Genomic DNA, 21,088 nt, shown 5'->3' with positions numbered 1-21,088 from the left:
CATTAATAGTGACATGCTCATCTGTGCGGACAAGGATCGGTCCGCAGGGCGCTCACCCACGCGAAGAGTGCCCCGACCAGCGCAAAGCTGCACGCAACGAGGTAGGCGGTGCCGATATCCCAACGTCCTGCAATTGCCCCGGCAATCAAGGCACCCACCGGCGAACCACCCCAGGCGACCATCCTCGCCGTGGTGTTCACGCGCCCCTGTAGACGATCCGGAGTCAGACGCTGACGTGCACCGATGCCGTTGAGGATGGTGACAGTCGCACAGCCGGAGTAGACGGTCAGAGCGGTGATCGCTGCGGCGGTATTGCTGGTTGTCGCAACGACGAACAGCACCACCGGGGCGATGGTCAACGCACCGACAGTGATCGCGCCGACCGGCCATTGCGCCGGTAGGCGTGGGAGCAAGACTGCGCCGACCACGCCACCCACGGAGACTGCTGTCCACACGGCCCCGATCATCGGACTCGACGTCGAAATCCCCAGCCTCTCGGTCGCGTACACCACCAGGAGCGCCGTGACAGCGCCCTGCGTCAGCGAATTGACGAAGCCGACGCCGGTCAATGCTCGCAGGAGCGGAGACTGCCAGAGGAAGCTGAGGCCTTCGCGTATGTCACGCGCAATTCCGGGTTCCGACTTCTTCGGCGCCGCAGGAGTACTCGAGAACGAGGCTCCGATCGACGCCATGGCCAGCCCGGCCAATACGTAGGCCAGTGCATCAGCACCCAATGCGTAGGCCGGGCCGATCGACGCCACGAGCACTCCGGCAATAGCCGGAAAGGCAACATCGACGAGCGTGCTGGAAGTCCACAGCGCACTGTTGGCGGCCGGTATTCTCTGCCGACCGACCAGCGCAGGCAAGGCTCCGAAAGCTGCAGCATCGAACCACACGAAACACGTTCCGATGCACATCGATACGCCGACCGCGTGCCATGCCGTCAACACACCGAGCGCCTGAGCCGCCGGAATGCTCGCCAAGGCAAGAGCAGCGACGGCCTGCGCACACAGGATGACTGTCCGCCGGTTGACTCGGTCTGCCACGGCGCCCGCGAACAAGCCGAACACGAGGTACGGCAGAACCGTCCCCGCAGCCGCGAGCGAGGTGAGAAACGGAGACCGGCTGATGTCGAACACCAGGATCGGCATTGCCACTCCGGTGACGGCCGCACCGGCCACGGCAATCGTGCGAGCCGTGAAGAAGAATCGAAACGATCTGTCCCGAAACACATGTGGTTGCGCTTCGGCGGATCCCGTCGTCGAGGTCTCGCTCATCTATGCACTCTCTTGTACCTGTTGCTCTTCGTGGCGATCTTTCGTACGGTGGCATCGTAATGGAAATGGTTTCCATTACGGAAGGGATGACAATGAGCAACATTTCGTTCGACAGCGTCTCCAACTCGGCTCCGGCCAATGCACTCCAGGGCGTCGGCACCAACGCCCTCGTCGACAACCCGTTCACCTTCGAGCCGGTTGCCGAGGCGACGTCCGCACACGCTCTGCAGGGTGTGGGCACCAACGCCCTCGTCGACAACCCGTTCAGCTTCCAGAGCTGAAACCTTCCCTGATCCAGACCGTTTCGACGGCCTGATCTGCCGATGACCCCGCCCGCATCCGACTCGTCGGGTGCGGGCACCGACAAGGAGATCCGTGTACGCCCTCGCCGACGGACACCAGCTGTATCCGACACCGGACGGTACTTGGCATTACCTGACACCGGACGAGAACGCAGTCACGATCGGTGCGCCGGCCGAAGACCTCGCGAAACTCGACAACTTTCTCAGGCGCTCTGGTTCGGTGCTCGGCCCGGGAGCGATCGAGATCGCCGACGCTCTCGCCTCTCGCGGCGTGCTGGCTGTTCCAGGTCAAGTGCCCGAGATTCCGGGTCCACAGCGTGTGCTGATGGACGGGGTCGGACCCGTTGCCGATGCCTGCATCGCTCTGCTCTCCAAGGCTCTTCCGGATCTCGACGTCGTATCCACCACTGCGCCAATCGAAGACGACGTTGCGTCGTCGGACCTCGTACTGTCGGTTGCCGACGCTCCTCCTCACGACGCGTGGTCGGAACTCGATACCTGGTGCCGCCACAGCCGAACTCCGTGGCAACGCGTCCACGCAGAGCTGGGTGAGATCTGCATCGGTCCCTTCTTCGACGGCATCGACAGCGCGAGCTACCGGGACGTCTGCGGTCGACGGCTAGCCGCGTCACGCGTACCGGATCACCTTCTGGCGCTGTGGAACCACCTCGCCGACAGTGAACGTCGTCCGCTTGGACTTTCACCCACCACAGCCGCAATGGTCAGTGCACTTGCATGTTCGGACGTCGTGGCTAGTTCTTACGGCGCACCGCAATCACACCTTCACCACCAGATCCGGATGAATCCACGAACCCTGATGATGACTCGACATCCCGTGCTACCACTGCCAGGCGGCGTTCTCGAACCTTCGCCGACGCTCCGGTGATCTCACTCGGAGTGAAGATCCCGGCAGCAGACGGCTCTTCGCTGGCTACGGATGTGCTTCTCCCAGATTCTTCACCTCGAGGATTGATCGTGATCCGAACCCCGTACGGACGCGGGTGGCATCTGGCCGAGGGGCTCGAATGGCGATCACGAGGAATTGCCTTCATCTGTCAGGACGTACGTGGACGGCACGATTCCACCGGATCTTGGGAACCCTACGTTCACGAGCGCGAGGACGCCGCCGCCCTTGCCGAGTGGCTGCAGGATCAGCCGTGGACACCCGAGTGCGTCATCGCAAGCGGGGCTTCGTATGCGGCCGGAACTGCGTGGGCGTTTACTGCCGAGACCAACGGCGCCGATCGGGCATTTCGTGCTCGCGGCGTCGTCTCCAAAGTGCCGACCATCGGAAGCGACCGCGTCAAACGTGATCCCTCGGGGATACTTCTCCTCGCCGAGCATCTGGCGTGGTGGGGCGAGCACGGAGATTCGTCTTCCTCTCGTGAGGGTTTCATCCCTGCCCTGATGCGCTCGGATTCGTCTTTGCTGGAACATCTCCCGGTGCAGTCGATGATCGAGGATGTTGGCCTGACCTCCGATTCACCGGGCTGGTTGACGCCGATCCGTCGCGCTCGCGAGCGCGAAGACTTCGGTGGCGATGATCTGGTGTCCGCGGACGAACTCTCCGAACTCGACGTCGCCGGGCTGCACATCGGCGGTTGGGACGATGCGATGATTCGGGAGACACTGCGGCACTTCGCATCCGTGTGGCGCGGGCCGCAGAGTTTGATCGTGGGCCCCTGGGCGCACGACCTCCGCCCGGGAAGGGTCGGCGAGACAAGTTTCGGCCGCCTTCAGGTCGAGTGGATGGAATCGATATTCTCGGCGCGGCCCGTGACCATCAATCGGGTATTCGACCGGGGTGCCGGCGAATGGTCGACCGAACCGTACGTCACGGGTGCGAACCGGATTCGTCTCGAACCAGACCCGAGGACGGCGCCTTTCAACTTCACGCACCACGCAGACGAGGGCCGAAACGACTGTGTTGTCTGGACTTTCGACATGGAGGTCGAGTGTGTGCTGTCGGGAATGCCTTCGGTGGAGTTGACAGTGCATTCACCCCAGGGCGAAGCCGATTGGATCGCCGAACTGAGCGTCGTCGATCCCACTCGAGTCACGAGATCGATCGCTCGTGGCGCGGGCGTCAGCCTTTGCTCCGGCACGTTGACCATAGATCTCGATCCCGTGCTCCACACTGTGCGCGCGGGTGATGTCTTGACGCTGCGGATCGCCGGCTCGGACTTCCCACGGCTCGCACGCAATCTCGGAGACGGTGATCGCTATCGAGGAACACGCAGTACCGCACTGCACCAATCATTTTCCGGGTCGTTGACCCTGCCCATACTCGGAGGAACTGCCGGTGGATGACTTGCTGGTCGACGCCCGAAGCGGCGTGCTGACCTCACTGGAACCACACATTCGCTCGGACATGCCGACAGGCTGGGTCGGTTGGGCCGCGAGGGTGGCCGACACCAGAAACTTCGGCGGCAGCGGTTCACTGTTTCGCGCGGACCCTTACGGATTCGGGGCTTCGATACGCGACGACGCAGCAGCTCGCGGTGCTGCAACCGGTGAGGCTGTCGAAAGATATTGCGGCAACGTAGTCCCCGAAGATCTGATCCGCAGCAGTGCGTCAGCGCTGGAACTGGCAGGCTCACGGGTCGTCGATCCCGCGAAATTTGCGTTGTACAGCGAGGACCAGTACCGCCTTCCCGGATTCCCCTTTGTTCCCTTCACATCGGCTCTGGAAATCCGCTGGGCGCTGGGTCACACCATGGACGAAAAAGTGCCCACCTATGTGCCAGCCGCCCTGACCTATCTCGGGTACTACACCGGCACCCGTCGCGGCGAACCACCGATCGCGTCGTTGCAGTACGCCGGAATCGCCGCGGGACGCTCACGCGCCGAGGCCGAGATGTCAGCTCTGCTGGAACTTCTCGAACGCGATGCCACCGCACTGTGGTGGTGCGGGGACCGGTCACAGCCGGCAATCGAACTCGCCGACTGGGAGCGGTTACCTGTGCACCGCCAACTCGGGGATCTGGAGAGCGACACTCGGAGCGTTCGAGTGCTTCTGCTCCCCTCCCCCTTCGGCATTCCCGTCGCCGCAGTGTGGATCCGGGATGACCGACGTGGATTGGTCGCGCTGGGCACAGCTTGTCGACCAACGGTGGAGGCGGCAGTCTCGAAGGCCCTTGTCGAGGCGTACGCCGTACTTGCCATCACGATCGACCTCGCCGACCCCGACGGGCCGACCTGGCGCAGCGTGGCGGACGGAACGCTGCCGGCGCACCTGTACAAACCCTTTCGGGCCGACCGTCGTTACCGGGACGAGTTCGATGCGCAGTGGAAGGACGTCGTCGATCTGCCGACCGTCGCCCAGCTGTATCTCGACCCCGTGATGGCTGGGGCAGCGGAAGAGCATCTCTTCGATTACACCGAAACACGCTCGGTATCAGAGATTCCCGACGAAGATCCTGTGAATCTTGCTTCTCTGGTAGCCCTTCTGACGTCTCGAGGGTACCAACCGATTTCCGTCGATCTCACCACCCGCGACATCTCGATTGCCGGGTTGCACGTCGTCCGCGTCCTGTCTCCCGGCCTCTACAACAATGCGCCGGCAGCTTTTCCCCTTCTTGGAGGTAGCAGATTGACCAGCGCATCGACCACCCATCTGCATCTGCCGGTCCCTCTCGCATGAGGTCTTTGCTCGTCGACCGCCGAACTGGGATCATTCGAGAGTTGGTCGACGCCGTTGTTCCCCAGCACTTTCCGCCGGAGTTCAAGCTGATTCACTCGTATGCCTCCGACTCGGCACGCTTCTCACCCTGGTCCAGCGACTCGGCGGGCGCCGGATATTGCTTCGATCTGGGTGACCGTGCGCGGCCTACCGCAGCTGCGATAGGCGAAGCGGTGGAACGATATTGCGGGAACATCGTCGCCAAACCGATCGTCCGCGGGTCGGCCGATGCATTGATCGGAGCAAGCATCGACCTGTCACAACTCGCGCGTTTCGACGCCGCCCAGTACGCGCGGCCACAGTTCCCGTTCGTCGAACCAACCGACGATCTCGAGTTGGACTGGACTCGCGGAGTCGACCTGATCACGGGTTCGGATATCTGGGTACCGGCCGAACTCGTCTGGGGTTCGTATCCTCATTTCGTCGCCCGGACGGGTCCGGCGATCTCTCCAGTAGCGCAGGCGGGTCTCGCTGCCGGTCCCACGACGGAATTCGCGATACGGAATGCATTGCGCGAGATAGTCGAGCGCGACGCGATGACGCTTTCCTGGACCGGAAGACGCGGCGTTCGGATAGTCACCGGCATCCCCGAGGTGCTTCGCCGCCTGGGCAATCACGGCAGCCTCTCGACCAGGTGGTTGTCATTCGACAGCGATTTCGGCATCCCGGTGCTCGGCGCCCTCGTCCACGACCGACTCACCGGATACTCGACCATGGGTACCGCCTGCCACGAAGAAGCGCAGACGGCTGCTTTCAAGTCGCTCGGCGAAGCGCTTCAGCTGCAACTGCTTTCCGCCGACTACGACAACCCGGAGAGCGGCATCGGTCGAGCCGCGGCCTCCCCGACCAGCCCGCTTGCGCCTTGGCGAGCTGACCGAAGCTATGCAGGCGCCTACCGATCGGACTTTGCCGACGTGATGGATTACGGGTGCCACTTGCAGCTCCACCTGGACCCGGAGATCCAAGCACGATTCGAGAGTGAGCTGGCAGGTGCCGTCGTCGGCGAGGTGGACCTCGACTCTCTGACGTCACCCATCGACACCGAAAGCGCACTGACAGGCTCGGGTTTCAGGCCGGCATGGGTCGACCTCACCACTGCTGATGTTCTCCGCGCTGGCTTGCATGTCGTCCGCGCCGTCGTACCCGGTTGTCTCACCAATGCGGCCGCCGGATTGCCGTTTCTCGGATCACCACGACTAGTCGACAGTCTTGCCGGACATCCAATTCGCACCATCCCATTGCCGCACTGACAGTTCCGGAACTGCCAGTTGTAACGACTCTGCGGTCTCCACCGCGTGAAACCACGTCGGCTTCGAGATTGCACGGTCTCGAATCACCTGCACGGCACGCGCGGCGATGGTTGCCGTCGCGGCCGACTGGCTACGCCCCGAAACCCACAGCGCCGGAACGGTATCCGTTCGGGCCATCGCAACCCAACGATCCGAACCCCACAGCTTCTTCGGCACAACCTTCTGGAGGGCGGGCGCCCACGTCATGGCTGCAAGCCCGAGTGTCGCTGTGGACGTGTCCAATCGCAGGTACGTCCGCACCGGTACGCCAAGGTCGCGCGTCAGGGCATGTTGGTCCGAAAAATCGGCCCGCACAGCAGGACCGGTGCGGTAGCCGGTCGCGTCCGCCGGCATCCGAAACGTCTTCATCCCGGCGTAGTTCCGGATCGATCGCCCGTCGGGATCGGGAAACCTCGTTCCCAACATCCCGTACGTCCACGCCGTCGCGGCCGGTCCGTGTAGTTCTCCGCCGCCGAGGCCGATCACGATGTCCACGGGTCCGTCGCCGAGTCGATGCGCTTCGGCGGCAAGGACACTGGTCAATCCCGGTGCCAATCCGACGCCCATCAGAACTGGGCCGTCGACCGCTTCCAGTTCTTCGCAGTAGCTTGAGGTTGCCGTGATGTCGACGAATGCCGCCCCACCGCGTACCGCTTCTTCTGCCAGGCGAACATCCTCGAAACCCGAGGCATTCACCACGACATCGAAGTCTCGAACCGCAGCCGAATACGCGCCTGGTTCTTTAAGATCAACGACGACGTCAGCGCGAGCACGATCGCGCCCGGCGGAGTACGCGGAGATTTCGGGGACCTTCGCGAGTTGTTTCATCAGGGGAATCCCGACGGCACCGTAGCCACCGAGTACAAGAACCTTCGTCATTATTTCGCCTCCCGAGTCGCTAGAGTTCGACTCTAGAGTTAGACTCTAATCATGACTGAGGTACTTCGGGAAGACACGTCGGCGCGGCGCAAGATCATCGAGGCAGCGCGTGAAGTTTTTGTCGATCCCGGCTACGCGGCCGCCACGATCAAACAGCTTGCCGCGGCGGCGGGCGTGTCGGTGCAGAGTGTCTATTTTGTGTTCGGCAACAAGCCGAGCGTGCTGTCAGCACTGCTCGACGTGGCCGTTGCGGGCGACGAGGAAAAGACGGCAACTCTCGACCGTCCGTGGGTGGCGGCGGCACTGGGCGCCCCACATCCACTCGGGCAACTCCGGATTCAGGTTCACCACGGACGGCTCATTCTGGAGCGTACCGCGGACATCCTGTTGGCCCTGCGGGCCGCTGCTTCCGCGGACGAGGACGCCGCCCGCCTTTGGCAAATCAACCGCACTCAGCGACGCACGGTGCAGGAACATCTGATGGTCGGCATCGTCGAAAAAGCGCCAACCGTCGACCTCGAAACAGCCGTGAACGTCGCACTCACGCTGCTCAGTCCCGAGACGTACACAGACCTCGTGGTCGGCGCGGGTTGGACCGGCCAAAAGTACGAAGAATGGGTGGTCAACACCCTTGCCGCCACCCTGGGCCTGGACCGAACCGTCAAATACCGGAAGTAGCTGGGACTACTTGGTGGGCTTGTCGTCGATGTGCCGTGGGTTGTTCCACAGGCGTTCCGTCAGATCGTGAAGGACGGCGAGGGTGATCGTGTCGTCGTCCCGTCGGAGCAGAGACTGACTGACCGTCGCGCGCACCAATGTGCTGTCCGAGTGCACGAACTCCTTGACCGAGCCCGGCTCGGAACTCAGTTCACGATGAGCCTGCTCGGCACTGACGTCGTCGGCATCCTTGTCGTAGAGAATGTCCTGCAAACGCAAAGCCGAGACGGCCTTCTTGGGATATCCCAGCATGTCAGCGAAGGACGGGTTGGCAAAAACGATGCTGCCGTCGCGGTGAACGGCCATAACCGGCACCGGAAGCCTGTCGAGGAGAATCAGAGCAGGCATCTGCTCCAGATCCGCAATCGGCGATTGTGGCGGCTGCGCAACATTGCGGCGGCGTTCCATAACACGTCCTCTCAAGTTGCCCGAGTCGACAACAGTCTAACTGCCCAGCAAATCGCGGGTTGACTTCCCGCCCGGATGCAGTGACGAATGCCCGAATCGTGCCCGCCTGAGTTACGCCGCGAGCGCCTCCTGGTCCTCCGCCAAGGAACCGTCAACAACACGATAGACAGTATCCATCCGAGACAGGTGACTTCGGTCGTGTGTCACGAGAAGGGTTGCCGCCTCGTGTTCCCGCACCACCCCGATGATCAGATCCATGACAGCGGCACCGCGCTCCTGATCGAGCGCGCTGGTGGGCTCGTCGACCACCAGAAGCTGCGGATCGTTCATCAATGCTCGCGCGAGATTGACGCGCTGTCGCTGCCCACCCGACAGCTGAGACGGTCGTTTTCCGCTCTGATCCGCGAGCCCGACAGCGTCCAGCAAATCCATCGCTTTTGATTTCACGGCCTTGCGACGGGTCCGTGACGTGAAAACGGACTGCCCCAGATGCGCCATCACCTCGAGCTGCTCCAGAGCCGTCAACGACGACACGAGGTTGGACTGCTGGAAGACGATTCCGATCGACGAGCGTCGCAATTCCGACGCCGCCCTCCGACTCAGCGCCGCTATGTCGGTGCTGCCTTCCGGCGTCCGGAGATAGACGTGCCCGGAATCCGGACGGATCAGGGTCGACGCCACCGCCAACAGGCTGGACTTGCCTGAACCCGAAGGTCCGGTGATTGCGGCGATCTCGCCGCGGTGCAGTCGCAGAGACACGTCGTCCAGCGCCGTCACCCGCGATTGCCCGTCGGGAAACGTCAGATCGACGTTCTGGATGTCGAGAACTGTGGTGCCGGTTGTCATGGTCATCGTGCGCTCCCCACTGCTGTGAGTGGATCGGTGGTCGAGAGGAATCGAAGTGCAAAGGCCGCGCCGAGCAGACCGAGTCCGATCAATGCCACGGCAGGTACGACGGTCGTGGATGCGTCCAGGACAAACGGCATGGCGTCTCCGATCAGCGAGCCGGCCACGGCCGTCAGCCCGATTCCGACGGTGACGCCGGCGATCAGAACGATGAGCGCCTGGCCCAGTGCGTCGCGCACCAGAGAACCAGTAGTCGCGCCGAGCGCTTTCAACGTCGCGATGTCCGGGGTTCGCTGGATCGTCCACACCGTGAAGAACGCACCGATCACCAGGGCCGAGATCGCGAACAACATGAGCGTCATCAGCGTCAACGACCCGTTTTCCGACTTGTACGAACCGATCGCGTCGAGCGAACCGCTGACCGTCGTCGACGTCGTCGCGGCTGACTTGTCCGTTGCGGAAGCGTCGGAGGCTCCGGTGACAGCCAGTACTGTCGCAACTCCGCCGCGTGGATTGGCCGCCTGCCAGTTACCGAGCGTCATCCAGACGACGGGCGAATGGCTGTACCAGTCGTCACCGCGAACGTCGCTGACGGTGAACTGCTGCGTACCGACGCTCACCTGATCGCCGGCGCCCGCCCCCAGATCGCGGGCGGCACCTTCGCTCAACACCACCGTGCCTGACGCCGACGGCGTTACGTCACCGAAACCGCCGTCAGCACCGAACAGGGCCACCGACTTCTGATTTCCGTCGGCCAATCCTGCCTTCCCGCGGCCGATTCCGATGGGATCGACATCCTTCGCGGCCCCGGCCCAGGCGTTGACCTGGTCCTGTGTGAGCGCCGACTCGTCGAACGACGCCCCAGCTCCGGTGTCTGCAAACACCACCGTGTCGGCATTCATGGCCTCGATGGCCGACACGTTCTGATGGCGAAGTCCTGCAGTCAACCCGCTGAGAAAACTGACGAGAAGTGCAACCAACAGAACCACGACGGAGATCAGCGCGAAACGACCTCGCGCTGCCCGTAAGTCCCTCATTGCGACAAACACTGTGAATTCCTTTCCTGTGCTTGCCTCTACGCTCTCGCGGATGCAGACTTTTTCCATCGCACCTCGGATCGACATTCCAGCGCTCGAAAGAACCATCCCGGTTTACAACTTTTGATGGATGAACCAGGCCCGAACCTCGCTAAGCTGGGCGAGATGCACCGATCTCCGCTCACGCCTGTCTTCGCCGGCCTACAACTGGGCCTGCATGTCCTTGTCATGGCGCTGGCCGGTGTGGTGTTTCTTCGAGCGCTGATCGACGAATCCGACCTCACCGCAACAATCATCGCGTTGGCCGTGATCTTTGTTGCCGTCTATCTTTTCGGCGTTGCCAAAAGGCTGCGCGGCAACGCTGCCCGCTGGTGGCTGGCCGTGCTGACCCTCGTCTGGATCGCGACGATGGCGGTATCCGCCGACGCCGCCTACCTCGCATTCGGACTCTTCTTCCTCTATCTCCATATTCTGCGGCGCCCCTGGAGCCTGCTGGCCGTCACCGCGGCAACGGCTGTCGCCGTGATCGGCACCGGATTGCATCGCGGGTGGACAGTGGCCGGCGCCGTCGGACCGATCATCGGCGCCGCCGTAGCCGTTGCTATCGGTCTCGGATACCAAGCGCTGTACCGCGAGGCAGCCGAGCGCGGACGTCTCATCGACGAATTGATGAACACCCGTGAAGAATTGGCGTCGACGTCTCGCGATGCCGGAAAATTCGCCGAACGTGAAAGGCTCGCGGCCGAGATCCACGACACCGTGGCCCAAGGACTTTCGAGCATCCAGATGCTCCTCCACGCTGCCGAACGCGCCGATCCGGAAAGCCCGGCCATCCGGCAGATCAGCCTCGCACGGGAAACTGCAGCGGACAGTCTTGCCGAAACCCGCCAACTCATAGCCGAATTGACACCGGCGGCCCTGGACGGTCAGTCGCTCGCCGATGCGCTTCGTCGAATCTGTGAACGCGCGAGCAGTCCCGAACTGGAAGCACGATCCGTGGTCGAGGGTGAGGCAATCCGGCTGCCGATGCCCCTCGAAGCAACACTGGTGCGCATCGCCCAGGGTGCGGTGTCCAATGTTCTCCGCCACGCGGATGCAACCAGAATGGCTGTGACACTGACGTATTCCGACAACACCGTCAGCCTCGACGTGGTCGACAACGGCCGCGGCTTCGACGTGGAAGTTCTCGAACGTGGACCGGCGGAATCTTTTGGCCTCAACGCAATTCGACGACGCGTCGAACTGCAGGGCGGAACGTTCTCCATCGAGTCGGAGCCGGGACACACGGCCGTCGCGGTGACGTTTCCCCTCGATGTCGGTGAACAGTGATCCGCCTGCTGCTCGCCGACGATCACGCGATCGTGCGCGCCGGGCTGCGAGCGCTGCTCGAAAGCGAATCCGACATCGAGGTGGTCGGCGAAGCAGGGACCGCCGAGGAAGCCATAGCCTTCTGCGCCACCACGCCGGTCGACCTCGTGCTCATGGACCTGCGGTTCGGGCCAGGCAAGACCGGGGTCGACGCCACCCGCGCGGTATGCGCGCTGCCGAATCCGCCGCACGTACTCGTTGTGACCAACTACGACACGGACGCGGATATCTTGAGCGCCGTCGAAGCCGGAGCCAGCGGCTATCTACTCAAGGACACACCCCCGGTCGAGTTGCTGTCGGCCGTCCGCGCCGCTGCGAGCGGGGACAGCGTTCTCTCCCCTGCCATCGCGTCGAAGCTCATGACTCGGGTACGCAAACCCGAAACCAGCCTTAGTCCAAGGGAAATCGAAGTGCTGAAGTTGGTGGCGGCGGGTCGATCCAACCGAGAGATCGGTAAAGAACTTTTCCTGAGCGAGACCACGGTCAAATCGCATCTGGTCCACATCTTCGGCAAGTTGGGCGTGAAGTCGCGGACGTCGGCGGTAGCTCGTGCGCGGGAGCTGGGTTCGATCTGACGTTTGTCCGAATTGTCGAAAGTAGCTGGACAGCAGTAATTTTCGCTTGTAATTCTCTTGTGTTCGAAACTCTGTTCGAATATGATTGCTTCATGAACAGTCGGGATGCGTGGCAACTGGATGGTGAGGACCTCAAGAGTGAGGTTTTCGATCTGGTGCGTGCCCGGCACGAGTTGCAGTCGCGGATGGTGTTGCTGATCGTGGAGATGTTTTCCCGTGAGGTTCTCGGCGGGAAGGGTTTTCGGGCGATCGCACAGTGGTTGCACGGGTCGACGAATTTGGAGATCGGTGAGTGCAGTCTGCTGGTCGGGTTGGCGCGGTTGTTGATGCTCGAACCTGTGGTCGGCGATGCGTTTCACCGGGGTGACGTTGATGCGTTGAAAGCCCGTCAGGTGGCGTCGTTTTGTCAGCATCCGCCCAAGAACATGACCCTGGCGGATGTGGACAAGGCCCGGGGGATTCTGCTTGGCCTGGCGTCGAAGAACATTGCCGATTGTGATGCGGTGCGGGCGGCGATCCGGCGGATCGAGAAGCAATATGGCAAGCGTGAGGACGGTGTTCCGGTCGGGGAAGATTCGGAGCGGAATGAGTTCTACGCCTCGAAAGGCTTGTACGGCAGAGTGACTGTGAAGGGTGATCTGGATGCGGTGAACGGGGCGCGTCTGATCACGTTGTTGTCGAGTCTGTCGGCTCCGACGCCGGAGAGGGACGGTGTCAAGGACACCCGTACTCCTGCATTACGGCGTGCGGATGGGTTTTGTGAATTGTTGCGCCGGTATGAGCGGGCGGGGTTGGGTCCGATCGAGGGCGGCGTGAAACCGCACATCACGGTGACCGCGTCGGCGAAAGACATGACGGACCTTAAAGTTCTGAAAGACCTGTTGCCGTCCACTGAGGAGTTGGGGTTTGCGTGGACGGATTGGGTGGGCCCGATCAGTATCGACACTGCCCGGATGCTGGCGTGCGACTGCACCGTCACCCGGATCCTCCTGGATGAGAATGGTGTTCCGCTCGACTGCGGTAAGGAAGCGAGAACGGCGACGGTGCCGCAGCGGCGGGCGTTGGCAGTTCGTGATGGCGGGTGCGCGTTTCCGGGGTGTGGGACTCCGTCGGGGTGGTGCGATGCTCATCATATTGTTCACTGGAATGATGGTGGCCCAACAGATCTCGACAATCTGATCTTGTTGTGCGGTCATCATCATCGGACGCTGCACCACACCGAGTGGCGTGTCGAGGTCGGCCCGGATCGGAAGACGGTGTTCTACCCACCGATGTCGATCGATCCGTATCAACATCCGATCGGCGGGAACAGCCCACCGACAGCCGCCTGAACGGGCATAACTGAAAATGCCAGCGTATGCCCCGGGGAATAACCATGCCCCGGGGCATACGCTGGCATTTTCGGTTGCGCTCGATGTCCGTCTTGCGACAGCATCTGTCTCCACTTCGACACGCAGGACCAATAGGGTCGAGGCATGTCTTTCTGCGAACCCGCCCGCGTTGTCACCGTCACGTCCCTGACCCCGCACATGCGGCGAATCAGCATCGAGGCAGAAGGCGACTGGCACTGGCCGACCGGCGGACAAGGCGACGAGCGCATCGATATCGCGTTCCCGAAACCCGGTGAAACAGAAGCAGATTACGACTACTTCAATAATCCCGACTACGGCAAGGCCGATCTCGGAACCGAGCCACCGTGGCGGCACTACACCGTGCGCAAGGTGCACGACGGCGGCCGACGTCTGGACATCGACTTCGTCGTGCACCCTGGCGGCATTGCAGCGGATTGGGCCCTGCGGGCCGAACCAGGTCACCTACTAGGCGTCTTCTGGTCGGACAGTTCGCGGTCCCACTACCAAGCACCGGCGGGTCCTCGCTGGCAGCTGCTGGTCGCAGACGCCACGGGTCTCCCCGGACTGGGCAGGATTGTCGAAGAACTTCGAGAGGGCGATGTCGCACAGGCGATCATCGAGGTCGAAACCGAAGAGGATCGACAGGAATTTGTCACTCGCGGCGACGTCACGTACACGTGGCTCGTGGGGAGTGGCCTCGGAAAGGCGCCGAGCGCGCTGTTCGAGGCTGTGGAGAAGATCGAGTTTCCCGAATCCGAATCGGCCGACGTCTACGCGTGGGTGGCGTGCGAAAGCGCAACCAGCCGTCGTATTCGTAAGCATCTGAGGGAAGTTCGAGGAATTGCTCGCGACAAGCACAATGTTGTCGGGTACTGGCGAGAGGGCGCCGACGGCCACGTTTCCGGCATGAACAGCGAGGAAGTCACCGTCGGCGCCTGAGCGCCGTAATCACTCTGCCGGCAGTGTGTCGGTAGATTCTGCGTGAGCCTGCTGCACGTCAGCCGGCTTTTCCGCCAGCATCTCGAACAGTGCACGGCGTGCCTCGGCAAGAATTGCCTCTGCCTTGGCGACCTGCTCAGCGGTCCCACCTGCGGCTACCGCGACAGCGGCACCTCGGAGTAGACCCATCGCGGGACGGAGCGCTGCGCCGGCTTCACCGAAGTGAGGGCGGCCGTGTCCACGCTGGTCGGGACGACCGTGTCCGCGCTGACCTTCGCGACCGCGTCGGCCTTCGGGGCGTCCTTCTGCTCGGTCTTCGAAGCGACCCTCGGGGCGCTCTCCATCGAATCCTCGACGGAAACCGTGTCCACGATGCGGGCCTCGGCGGCCATGCTCGCGACGTTCTTGCATTTCTGGGTTGTTGTGTGGGGCGTACATGTTGTCCTCCTGGACTGTCTGTGTTTGTTTGACGTATCGACGATATATCGACAATAGATCGAACGCAAGGGTCCGGAGAATAATTCCCGCACCCTCGTCCGGATACGCTGAAGCCGTGAACACGGATCTACAAGCCCAGGCCGCAGACGTCCTACGCCGCCTCGCACTCGACGAATCCCTGAAAGAACGCACCATGGCGGACGCTGCGACTGCAGCACTCGCACGGAAAGTCGCCGCTCGCTACATCGGCGGCGAAACCATCGACGACGCTTTCGACCGCCTCCCCTCGATCTTCGCGCGAGGACACAAGGCGAGCATCGAATACACCGGGGAAAGCGTCCGGGATCCCGAGCTCGCGAACGCCGAAACCGATGTTTTCGTGGAACTCGCGGAACGAATCGGCACGTCGGGTGTCGAGAGCACCGTGTCGTTCGACCTCTCGCACATCGGCTTGGTGATCGATCCGGAGCAGTGCTTTCGCAATGTCGTGCGCCTGGCCGAGACCACGGAACGCGCAGGTGCCGAGCTGATCATCTCCGCCGAAGCGTCCGATCGCACCGACCTGGTCCTCGACATGCACGCGCGGCTGGCCGAGCGCTTCACTCACGTGGGGATCACTGTTCAGGCCCGACTGCACCGGACCGCAAAGGATCTCGCCGCTCTGCTGGACCGACCCGGCCGCATCCGTCTCGTGAAGGGCGCCTTCCTCGAAGCCGAATCCGTCGCCTACCCGCGCGGTAGTGCCGAACTGCGCAGCGCGTATCTCGACTACGCTGCCCGAATCGTCGAATCGGGTCACCAGGTTTCCATCGCGACGCATGACCGCGACATCCTCGAAGCATTACGTGCCGAGCATGATTCGAAGCTCAGAGGCGAGCACGTCGAGTTCGAGATGCTGCTCGGTCTCGGTACCGAGCAACTGGACGCACTCCGAGCCGCGGGCTTCACCACACGCGAATACGTCATCTTCGGAACACAGTGGTGGCTGTACGTACTCAATCGCATCGCCGAAGAGCCGGAGCGTGTCTACACCGCGCTCGTCGACGCCGCGCTTGTCACCACTGCAAACTGATCCGCAGCAACACAAGTGGGGCTGCACTCGATTCGAGTGCAGCCCCACTTGTGTATGTTTCTAGCTCTCCAGAAACGCCTTGATGCGCGCCAGAGTGGTTTCCATTCCGGTCTGCATCAGCTGATCTCGACCCCGACCGAGTAGGCCGCTACCCGACATCACGCGGACGTAAAGCGCAGGCGTCGCATAGATTTCACGAGTCTCGGTAAGTACAGTGCCCGTTCCCGAAGGTTCGAGCACGTACGTCCACCGAGCCTTCGGCTCGTCCGATTCGAAGGAGAACTTCCGGCAGTCGACCACGTCGACCACCGTGCAGTGCGTGCTCCACCGAATCAGGCCGTGCTTGTTGGTGCCCTTGAACTTTGCGCCCACGGTGCCCGGGGTTCCGGAAGTCCATGTTCCGCCCGTGTTTTCAGGGCTGAAGCGACCCATACCTTCGATGTCGCTGACAACCTTCCACACCGATACCGGAGTTGCCTCGATGTACGCGCTGGCGGTTTCCACCCGTTACCGGCCCGGAACCCAGGACATGATCTTGATGGCGTGAGGCATGAGCTTTGCCCACACCTTGGCCGGAAGTCCGCGCGGTCCACCGAGATTCATGACGCGGGTGGTGGCAACGGTCTGCGGCTCGGTGTACTTGATCAGCCCCTCGGCGCCGTGACGACGACCGACGCCCGAGACACCCATGCCGCCCATCGGTGCTGCGGTGCTGCCCCAGGTGGGTGCGTAACCCTCGTCGACGTTGACGGTGCCGGCGTGGATGCGCGCTGCGATGGCTTCGCCGGCAGCCTTGCTTCCCGCCCACACACTGGCGTTGAGGCCGTACTCGGTGTCGTTGGCCGCAGCGATGGCCTCTTCGACGTCCTTGACGGGGTAGATCGAGACGAGCGGCCCGAAGGTCTCGTCGCGGTAGCACTCGGCGTCTTCGGGAACCCCGGTGAGCAGCGTGGGCTCGTAGAACAGCGGTCCGATGTCCGGGCGGGCCTTGCCGCCGGCAATGACGGTGGCGCCCTTGACCACTGCGTCGTCGACATGCGCGGAGATTGCCTTGACCTGGGCCTCGGAGACGAGGCTGCCCATCTCGATTCCGAATTCGTAACCGGCGGCGAGGTTCATCTTCTTGACGCGGTCACCGAACATACGGATGAACTCGGGTGCGATGGACTCTTCGACGTAGATGCGCTCGATGGAGATGCACAGCTGACCGGAGTTGGAGAAGCACGCACGCACAGCGGCGTCGGTGACCTCGCGCAGGTCTGCGCCGGCCGCGACGATCATCGGGTTCTTGCCACCGAGTTCGGCGGAGAAGCCGATCAGTCGACGGCCGGCCTGCTCGGCGAGGAGCTGACCGGTCGCGGTGGAACCGGTGAACATGAGGTAGTCGGTGTTCTCGACCAACGCGGTGCCCACGACGGAGCCCGGTCCGGGAACCACGGCGAAGAGGTCGCGGGGCAGTCCCGCCTTGTAGAGCAGCTCGACGCAGGCGAGCGCGCAGTACGGCGTCTGGCTGTCCGGCTTGAGGACAACGGCATTGCCCGCGAGCAGCGCGGCGATGGCGTCGGACACGGCCAGCGTCATCGGGTAGTTCCACGGCGAGATGACGCCGACGACACCCTTGGGCTGGTATCGAACGACGGTCTTCGTCAGACCCGGGAGCATGCCGGAGACGCGACGCGGGCGCAGCAGCTTCGGCGCCACACGTGCGTAGTGACGCGACGTCATCGAGATGTCGAGGACTTCTTCCTGAGCTGCGGTACGCGACTTTCCGGTCTCGGCCTGAGCCATGTCCATGAGGGCGTCGCGGTTCTCCAGGATGAGATCGCGGTAGCGGTGGAAGACGGCAGCGCGGTCGAGGACGGAGCGCTTGGCCCATTCCTTCTGGGCGACGCGGGCACGGGCGATGGCCGCAAGTGCGTCGTCGGCGGTGCCAACGGGGATGGTCGCCAGCTCCTTGCCGGTGAACACCTCGGTGATGGACTTCGTCGGGCGATCGGCAACATTGTCGATGGCGATCAGATCGGCGAGCCGCGAGAAGGTCGCAGCGGACGGAGCAGGCATTTCAGTACCCCTACTGGTGAGTAGTTCTTGGAGTTACACACAACTTACCCCGTCGGTGGTACCGATCACAGTGCCGAATCAGACAGAGTCAACCAATACTGCCTCTTTCGGACGTTTTGCGATCAACAACGACATGACTGCAGCGATCGCGCAGAGCGCGCCGGCCACCAAGAATGCAGCGTCGTACGAGCCGATCTGATCACGAACGAGGCCGGCCAAGAAGGCCACCAGACCCGCACCGATCTGATGAGATGCCAGCACCCAACCGAACACGATGGGGGCGTCGGCGCCGAAGTGTTGACGGCACAGCGCGACCGTCGGCGGAACCGTCGCCACCCAGTCGAGCCCGTAGAAGATGACAAACGCGATCATCGGCGGATTCACGGTGTTGGCGAGCAGCAGCGGCAGGAAGAGCAGCGAGATTCCGCGGAAGAGGTAGTAGATGCCGAGAAGTTTTCGCGAGTCCATCCGGTCGGTGAACCAACCCGAAGCAATGGTGCCGACCATGTCGAGGATTCCGATCAACGCCAACAGGGACGCGGCCGTCGTGATCGGCATTCCGTGATCGTGCGACGCCGGGACGAAGTGCGTTCCGATCAGGCCGTTGGTGCTCGCGCCGCAGATCGCGAAGGTACCGGCGAGAAGCCAGAACACCTTGGTCTTCGACGCCATCACCAGCACCGAGATCGCCCGGCCTCCGGCGCCGCCGCGCTGGTAGACAGGCTTGGCGGGTGGGGCGTAATCGGCGGGCGCGCCGTACGGCGTCGTTCCCACGTCTGACGGATAGTTACGCAGGAACAGCAGAACGAACGGCACGACGGCCAGTGCGGCAAACGAAACTGTGAAGGCGACGCTCTTCCAGTCGTACGTTTCCGCGAGCTTCGCCAGGACGGGCAGGAACACCAGCTGACCGGCAGCACCACCGGCCGTCAGGATGCCGGTCACGAGACCACGCTTTTCGACGAACCAGCGATCGACGACGGTGGCGACAAACGCCAGCGCCATCGAACCCGTACCGAGGCCGACGAACACACCCCACAGCAGAATGAGCTGCCAACTCGAGGTCATGAAGATCGTGAGACCACTGCCGAGCGAGATGAGCGCCAACGCCGAAGTGACGACCGCCCGGATACCGAACCTTTCCATCAGGGCAGCGGCGAACGGCGAGGTCAGCCCGTACAGGATCAGGTTGACCGAGACGGCGGCCGAGATGCTGGCGCGCGACCACCCGAAATCCTCGTGCAGCGGATCGATCAGCACCGATGGGGCAGCGCGGAAGCTCGCCGCACCGACCAATGCCAGGAATGCCACGATCGCGACGGACCACGCGCGGTGAAAGCGCGGGGGGCTCACCTGCTGCGGGCCCGATTCGGGGAGAGCGGTCTCAGAAGTCACAGAGAGAATTCTGCAGTTCGGATTCGATCGAGAACAGTGGCCAGATTGCCAATATATGAAAGGATCGAGCCATGTCTGGTCCGCATCGCGTCGTCGTACTGGCTCTGAACGGAGTCATTCCCTTCGAACTCGGGATCCCCGCGCGTATCTTCGGGCGTGCCATCGACGTCGAGGATCGGCCGCTGTACGAGATCCTGACGTGCACCGTCGACGGCAATCCCGTGCAGACCGACGCTGACTTCAGCATTTCGGTCGACCATGGGAGCGAGTTGCTCGCCACCGCCGACACCGTCGTCATCCCGGCGTCGTACGAATTGGGCCCGGCCTTCGACGAGGGTTATCTCTCCCCCGAATTGGCCGCAGCATTCGAACACATCCGCCCGGGGACCCGGCTGGTCTCGATCTGCACCGGTTCGTACATCCTCGCCGCGGCCGGTTTGCTCGACGGACTCCGCGCCACGACACATTGGCGCAACACCGACCATTTCCAGCGTGTCTATCCCAAGGTGAACGTGGATCCCGACGTGCTGTTCGTCGACGAAGGCCACATCCTGACCTCGGCCGGCGTGGCGTCAGGCGTCGATCTCTGTCTGCACATCGTCAGGCGCGACCACGGCATGGAAGTGGCGAACACCGTCGCGAGGCGTTGCGTCGTACCGCCGTGGCGCGACGGTGGCCAAGCGCAGTACATCCGCCGCCCACTGGCCGACAAGCCTTCGGAATCGACTGCCGACGCTCGGCACTGGGCCCTCGAACATCTCGGCGATCCGATCACGCTGGCAGACCTGGCGACGCGTGCCAACATGAGCGTCCGCACCTTCAGTCGTCGATTCCGCGACGAAGTCGGAACCACACCGAACCGCTGGTTGACCAGCAGACGTGTCGATCGGGCACGTGAATTGCTGGAGGAATCCGATCTGTCGATCGATGCAATTGCAGCTCGAACCGGCTTCGGGACCGCGACATCGATGCGTCAACACATGAACGAGGCGCTCGGCGTTTCACCGAGCGCCTACCGACGCACGTTCAAGGCACCGGCGTAAGCGGCAGTACCAGGCACTATCCTGGAGACCATGGCCGAACAGACTCGCCCGAACTTTCCCCAGTACTGCGGATACCTCCTGGGGAAGACGCTCCCCGACCGGTACCAGGACTGGGTGCGGAACGATCTGGTCGGACCGGGTGCGCAGGCTCGCTACATCATTCGTTTCACCGTGCCGGCGACGCTGATTCTTCTGCTGTTCCTGTTGATTCCGGGACCGATCTGGATTCCCTTGGCCATGATGGCTTTGCTGCTCATCCCGCTCGCGTACTTCGTCGTGGCGCTCGGGACCATCTACCGCCGTCACCGACTGCTGAGTCACGGACTCGATCCCGAATTGCTCGACGAGAAGGCCCAGCGCCGTGCCGATCGCACTCGCGAGGACTACGAGAAGCGGCACGGTCGCTGA

General features: G+C 62.8%; 22 protein-coding genes. 13 read left to right on the top strand and 9 right to left on the bottom strand.

Going from position 1 to position 21,088, the window contains the following annotated elements:
* Positions 1-17: 17 nt before the first annotated feature.
* Positions 18-1,277, bottom strand: a complete 1,260-nt coding sequence (locus GJB56_RS22905) for an MFS transporter (protein ID WP_031330989.1) — start codon at positions 1,275-1,277, stop codon at positions 18-20.
* Positions 1,278-1,369: 92 nt separating this feature from the next.
* Here GJB56_RS22905 and GJB56_RS22900 point away from each other — a divergent pair, with 92 nt between their 5' ends.
* From GJB56_RS22900 to GJB56_RS22880, 5 genes are all read left to right on the top strand, one after another.
* A complete protein-coding gene (locus tag GJB56_RS22900; RefSeq protein WP_003943543.1) occupies positions 1,370-1,558 on the top strand; it encodes a streptamidine-related RiPP repeat protein in 189 nt (62 codons plus the stop codon).
* Between the two features lie 94 nt (positions 1,559-1,652).
* On the top strand, positions 1,653-2,465 hold the full coding sequence (locus GJB56_RS22895) for a hypothetical protein (RefSeq protein WP_113683417.1): 813 nt from the start codon (positions 1,653-1,655) through the stop codon (positions 2,463-2,465).
* Between the two features lie 89 nt (positions 2,466-2,554).
* A complete protein-coding gene (locus tag GJB56_RS22890) occupies positions 2,555-3,889 on the top strand; it encodes a CocE/NonD family hydrolase (RefSeq protein WP_230091053.1) in 1,335 nt (444 codons plus the stop codon).
* Positions 3,882-5,222, top strand: a complete 1,341-nt coding sequence (locus tag GJB56_RS22885; RefSeq protein WP_113683416.1) for a YcaO-like family protein — start codon at positions 3,882-3,884, stop codon at positions 5,220-5,222. Before GJB56_RS22890 ends, GJB56_RS22885 begins: the two co-directional genes overlap by 8 nt.
* Positions 5,219-6,511, top strand: coding sequence for a YcaO-like family protein (locus GJB56_RS22880; protein WP_113683415.1), 1,293 nt, complete (start codon positions 5,219-5,221; stop codon positions 6,509-6,511). The genes GJB56_RS22885 and GJB56_RS22880 overlap by 4 nt, the downstream gene beginning before the upstream one ends.
* On the opposite strand, the gene GJB56_RS22875 is transcribed toward GJB56_RS22880, so the two are convergent.
* Entirely contained in the window at positions 6,458-7,429 is a 972-nt protein-coding gene (locus GJB56_RS22875; RefSeq protein ID WP_113683414.1) for a sugar nucleotide-binding protein, read from the bottom strand. The genes GJB56_RS22880 and GJB56_RS22875 overlap by 54 nt on opposite strands.
* Before the next feature lie 51 nt (positions 7,430-7,480).
* Between GJB56_RS22875 and GJB56_RS22870 the strand changes: the two genes are divergently transcribed.
* Positions 7,481-8,107, top strand: coding sequence for a TetR/AcrR family transcriptional regulator (locus GJB56_RS22870; protein ID WP_113683413.1), 627 nt, complete (start codon positions 7,481-7,483; stop codon positions 8,105-8,107).
* A gap of 6 nt (positions 8,108-8,113) precedes the next feature.
* Here GJB56_RS22870 and GJB56_RS22865 read toward each other — a convergent pair whose 3' ends face one another.
* From GJB56_RS22865 to GJB56_RS22855, 3 genes are all read right to left on the bottom strand, one after another.
* Complete coding sequence (locus tag GJB56_RS22865; RefSeq protein WP_003943598.1) at positions 8,114-8,554, bottom strand: PAS domain S-box protein; 441 nt, start codon at positions 8,552-8,554, stop codon at positions 8,114-8,116.
* 111 nt (positions 8,555-8,665) lie between these two features.
* Positions 8,666-9,406, bottom strand: a complete 741-nt coding sequence (locus GJB56_RS22860) for an ABC transporter ATP-binding protein (protein WP_020968047.1) — start codon at positions 9,404-9,406, stop codon at positions 8,666-8,668.
* The gene (locus GJB56_RS22855; protein ID WP_195849557.1) at positions 9,403-10,449 is read right to left on the bottom strand and encodes an ABC transporter permease; all 1,047 of its coding nucleotides are present in this window, start codon (positions 10,447-10,449) and stop codon (positions 9,403-9,405) included. Before GJB56_RS22855 ends, GJB56_RS22860 begins: the two co-directional genes overlap by 4 nt.
* Positions 10,450-10,563: 114 nt before the next feature.
* On the opposite strand from GJB56_RS22855, the gene GJB56_RS22850 reads away from it, so the two are divergent.
* From GJB56_RS22850 to GJB56_RS22835, 4 genes are all read left to right on the top strand, one after another.
* Positions 10,564-11,766 (top strand): sensor histidine kinase, encoded by a 1,203-nt coding sequence (locus GJB56_RS22850; RefSeq protein ID WP_021332670.1) that lies wholly within the window; start codon positions 10,564-10,566, stop codon positions 11,764-11,766.
* Positions 11,763-12,380, top strand: a complete 618-nt coding sequence (locus GJB56_RS22845; protein ID WP_019746299.1) for a response regulator — start codon at positions 11,763-11,765, stop codon at positions 12,378-12,380. The genes GJB56_RS22850 and GJB56_RS22845 overlap by 4 nt, the downstream gene beginning before the upstream one ends.
* A 92-nt stretch (positions 12,381-12,472) precedes the next feature.
* Positions 12,473-13,711: an HNH endonuclease signature motif containing protein gene (locus tag GJB56_RS22840; protein ID WP_113683411.1), complete on the top strand. Its 1,239-nt coding sequence runs from the start codon at positions 12,473-12,475 to the stop codon at positions 13,709-13,711.
* Between the two features lie 144 nt (positions 13,712-13,855).
* On the top strand, positions 13,856-14,671 hold the full coding sequence (locus GJB56_RS22835; RefSeq protein WP_070796729.1) for a siderophore-interacting protein: 816 nt from the start codon (positions 13,856-13,858) through the stop codon (positions 14,669-14,671).
* A gap of 9 nt (positions 14,672-14,680) precedes the next feature.
* Here the strand turns inward: GJB56_RS22835 and GJB56_RS31700 are convergent, their stop codons facing one another.
* Positions 14,681-15,109, bottom strand: a complete 429-nt coding sequence (locus GJB56_RS31700) for a hypothetical protein (protein WP_230091052.1) — start codon at positions 15,107-15,109, stop codon at positions 14,681-14,683.
* A gap of 115 nt (positions 15,110-15,224) precedes the next feature.
* On the opposite strand from GJB56_RS31700, the gene GJB56_RS22825 reads away from it, so the two are divergent.
* Entirely contained in the window at positions 15,225-16,181 is a 957-nt protein-coding gene (locus GJB56_RS22825) for a proline dehydrogenase family protein (RefSeq protein WP_029254135.1), read from the top strand.
* Positions 16,182-16,241: 60 nt separating this feature from the next.
* Here the strand turns inward: GJB56_RS22825 and GJB56_RS22820 are convergent, their stop codons facing one another.
* The 3 genes from GJB56_RS22820 to GJB56_RS22810 all read right to left on the bottom strand — a co-directional run bounded on the left by GJB56_RS22820 (position 16,242) and on the right by GJB56_RS22810 (position 19,637).
* Positions 16,242-16,685 (bottom strand): SRPBCC family protein, encoded by a 444-nt coding sequence (locus tag GJB56_RS22820; RefSeq protein ID WP_113683410.1) that lies wholly within the window; start codon positions 16,683-16,685, stop codon positions 16,242-16,244.
* Between the two features lie 3 nt (positions 16,686-16,688).
* Positions 16,689-18,242 carry a succinic semialdehyde dehydrogenase gene (locus GJB56_RS22815; RefSeq protein WP_003943578.1) on the bottom strand — a complete coding sequence of 518 codons (1,554 nt, stop codon included), beginning with the start codon at positions 18,240-18,242 and terminating at the stop codon, positions 16,689-16,691.
* Positions 18,243-18,320: 78 nt separating this feature from the next.
* Positions 18,321-19,637: an MFS transporter gene (locus GJB56_RS22810; protein ID WP_021332663.1), complete on the bottom strand. Its 1,317-nt coding sequence runs from the start codon at positions 19,635-19,637 to the stop codon at positions 18,321-18,323.
* Between the two features lie 71 nt (positions 19,638-19,708).
* On the opposite strand from GJB56_RS22810, the gene GJB56_RS22805 reads away from it, so the two are divergent.
* Both GJB56_RS22805 and GJB56_RS22800 read left to right on the top strand, forming a co-directional pair.
* Positions 19,709-20,680 carry a GlxA family transcriptional regulator gene (locus GJB56_RS22805; RefSeq protein ID WP_020968039.1) on the top strand — a complete coding sequence of 324 codons (972 nt, stop codon included), beginning with the start codon at positions 19,709-19,711 and terminating at the stop codon, positions 20,678-20,680.
* 30 nt (positions 20,681-20,710) lie between these two features.
* Entirely contained in the window at positions 20,711-21,088 is a 378-nt protein-coding gene (locus GJB56_RS22800) for a DUF5313 family protein (RefSeq protein ID WP_003943558.1), read from the top strand.

The sequence above is a fragment of the Rhodococcus sp. AQ5-07 genome (assembly GCF_009707305.1).
GTDB classification, from domain to species: Bacteria; Actinomycetota; Actinomycetes; order Mycobacteriales; family Mycobacteriaceae; genus Rhodococcus_F; species Rhodococcus_F erythropolis.
This window is presented reverse-complemented; position numbering and strand designations above follow the sequence as displayed.

Excerpts from the sequence above, each read along its gene's own strand:
- GJB56_RS22905 (WP_031330989.1), bottom strand. The coding sequence starts at position 1,277 with ATGAGCGAGACCTCGACGACGGGATCCGCCGAAGCGCAACCACATGTG.
- GJB56_RS22900 (WP_003943543.1), top strand. The coding sequence starts at position 1,370 with ATGAGCAACATTTCGTTCGACAGCGTCTCCAACTCGGCTCCGGCCAAT.
- GJB56_RS22880 (WP_113683415.1), top strand. The coding sequence starts at position 5,219 with ATGAGGTCTTTGCTCGTCGACCGCCGAACTGGGATCATTCGAGAGTTG.
- GJB56_RS22875 (WP_113683414.1), bottom strand. The coding sequence starts at position 7,429 with ATGACGAAGGTTCTTGTACTCGGTGGCTACGGTGCCGTCGGGATTCCC.
- GJB56_RS22870 (WP_113683413.1), top strand. The coding sequence starts at position 7,481 with ATGACTGAGGTACTTCGGGAAGACACGTCGGCGCGGCGCAAGATCATC.
- GJB56_RS22865 (WP_003943598.1), bottom strand. The coding sequence starts at position 8,554 with ATGGAACGCCGCCGCAATGTTGCGCAGCCGCCACAATCGCCGATTGCG.
- GJB56_RS22860 (WP_020968047.1), bottom strand. The coding sequence starts at position 9,406 with ATGACCATGACAACCGGCACCACAGTTCTCGACATCCAGAACGTCGAT.
- GJB56_RS22850 (WP_021332670.1), top strand. The coding sequence starts at position 10,564 with ATGGATGAACCAGGCCCGAACCTCGCTAAGCTGGGCGAGATGCACCGA.
- GJB56_RS22840 (WP_113683411.1), top strand. The coding sequence starts at position 12,473 with ATGAACAGTCGGGATGCGTGGCAACTGGATGGTGAGGACCTCAAGAGT.
- GJB56_RS22835 (WP_070796729.1), top strand. The coding sequence starts at position 13,856 with ATGTCTTTCTGCGAACCCGCCCGCGTTGTCACCGTCACGTCCCTGACC.
- GJB56_RS31700 (WP_230091052.1), bottom strand. The coding sequence starts at position 15,109 with ATGTACGCCCCACACAACAACCCAGAAATGCAAGAACGTCGCGAGCAT.
- GJB56_RS22815 (WP_003943578.1), bottom strand. The coding sequence starts at position 18,242 with ATGCCTGCTCCGTCCGCTGCGACCTTCTCGCGGCTCGCCGATCTGATC.
- GJB56_RS22805 (WP_020968039.1), top strand. The coding sequence starts at position 19,709 with ATGTCTGGTCCGCATCGCGTCGTCGTACTGGCTCTGAACGGAGTCATT.
- GJB56_RS22800 (WP_003943558.1), top strand. The coding sequence starts at position 20,711 with ATGGCCGAACAGACTCGCCCGAACTTTCCCCAGTACTGCGGATACCTC.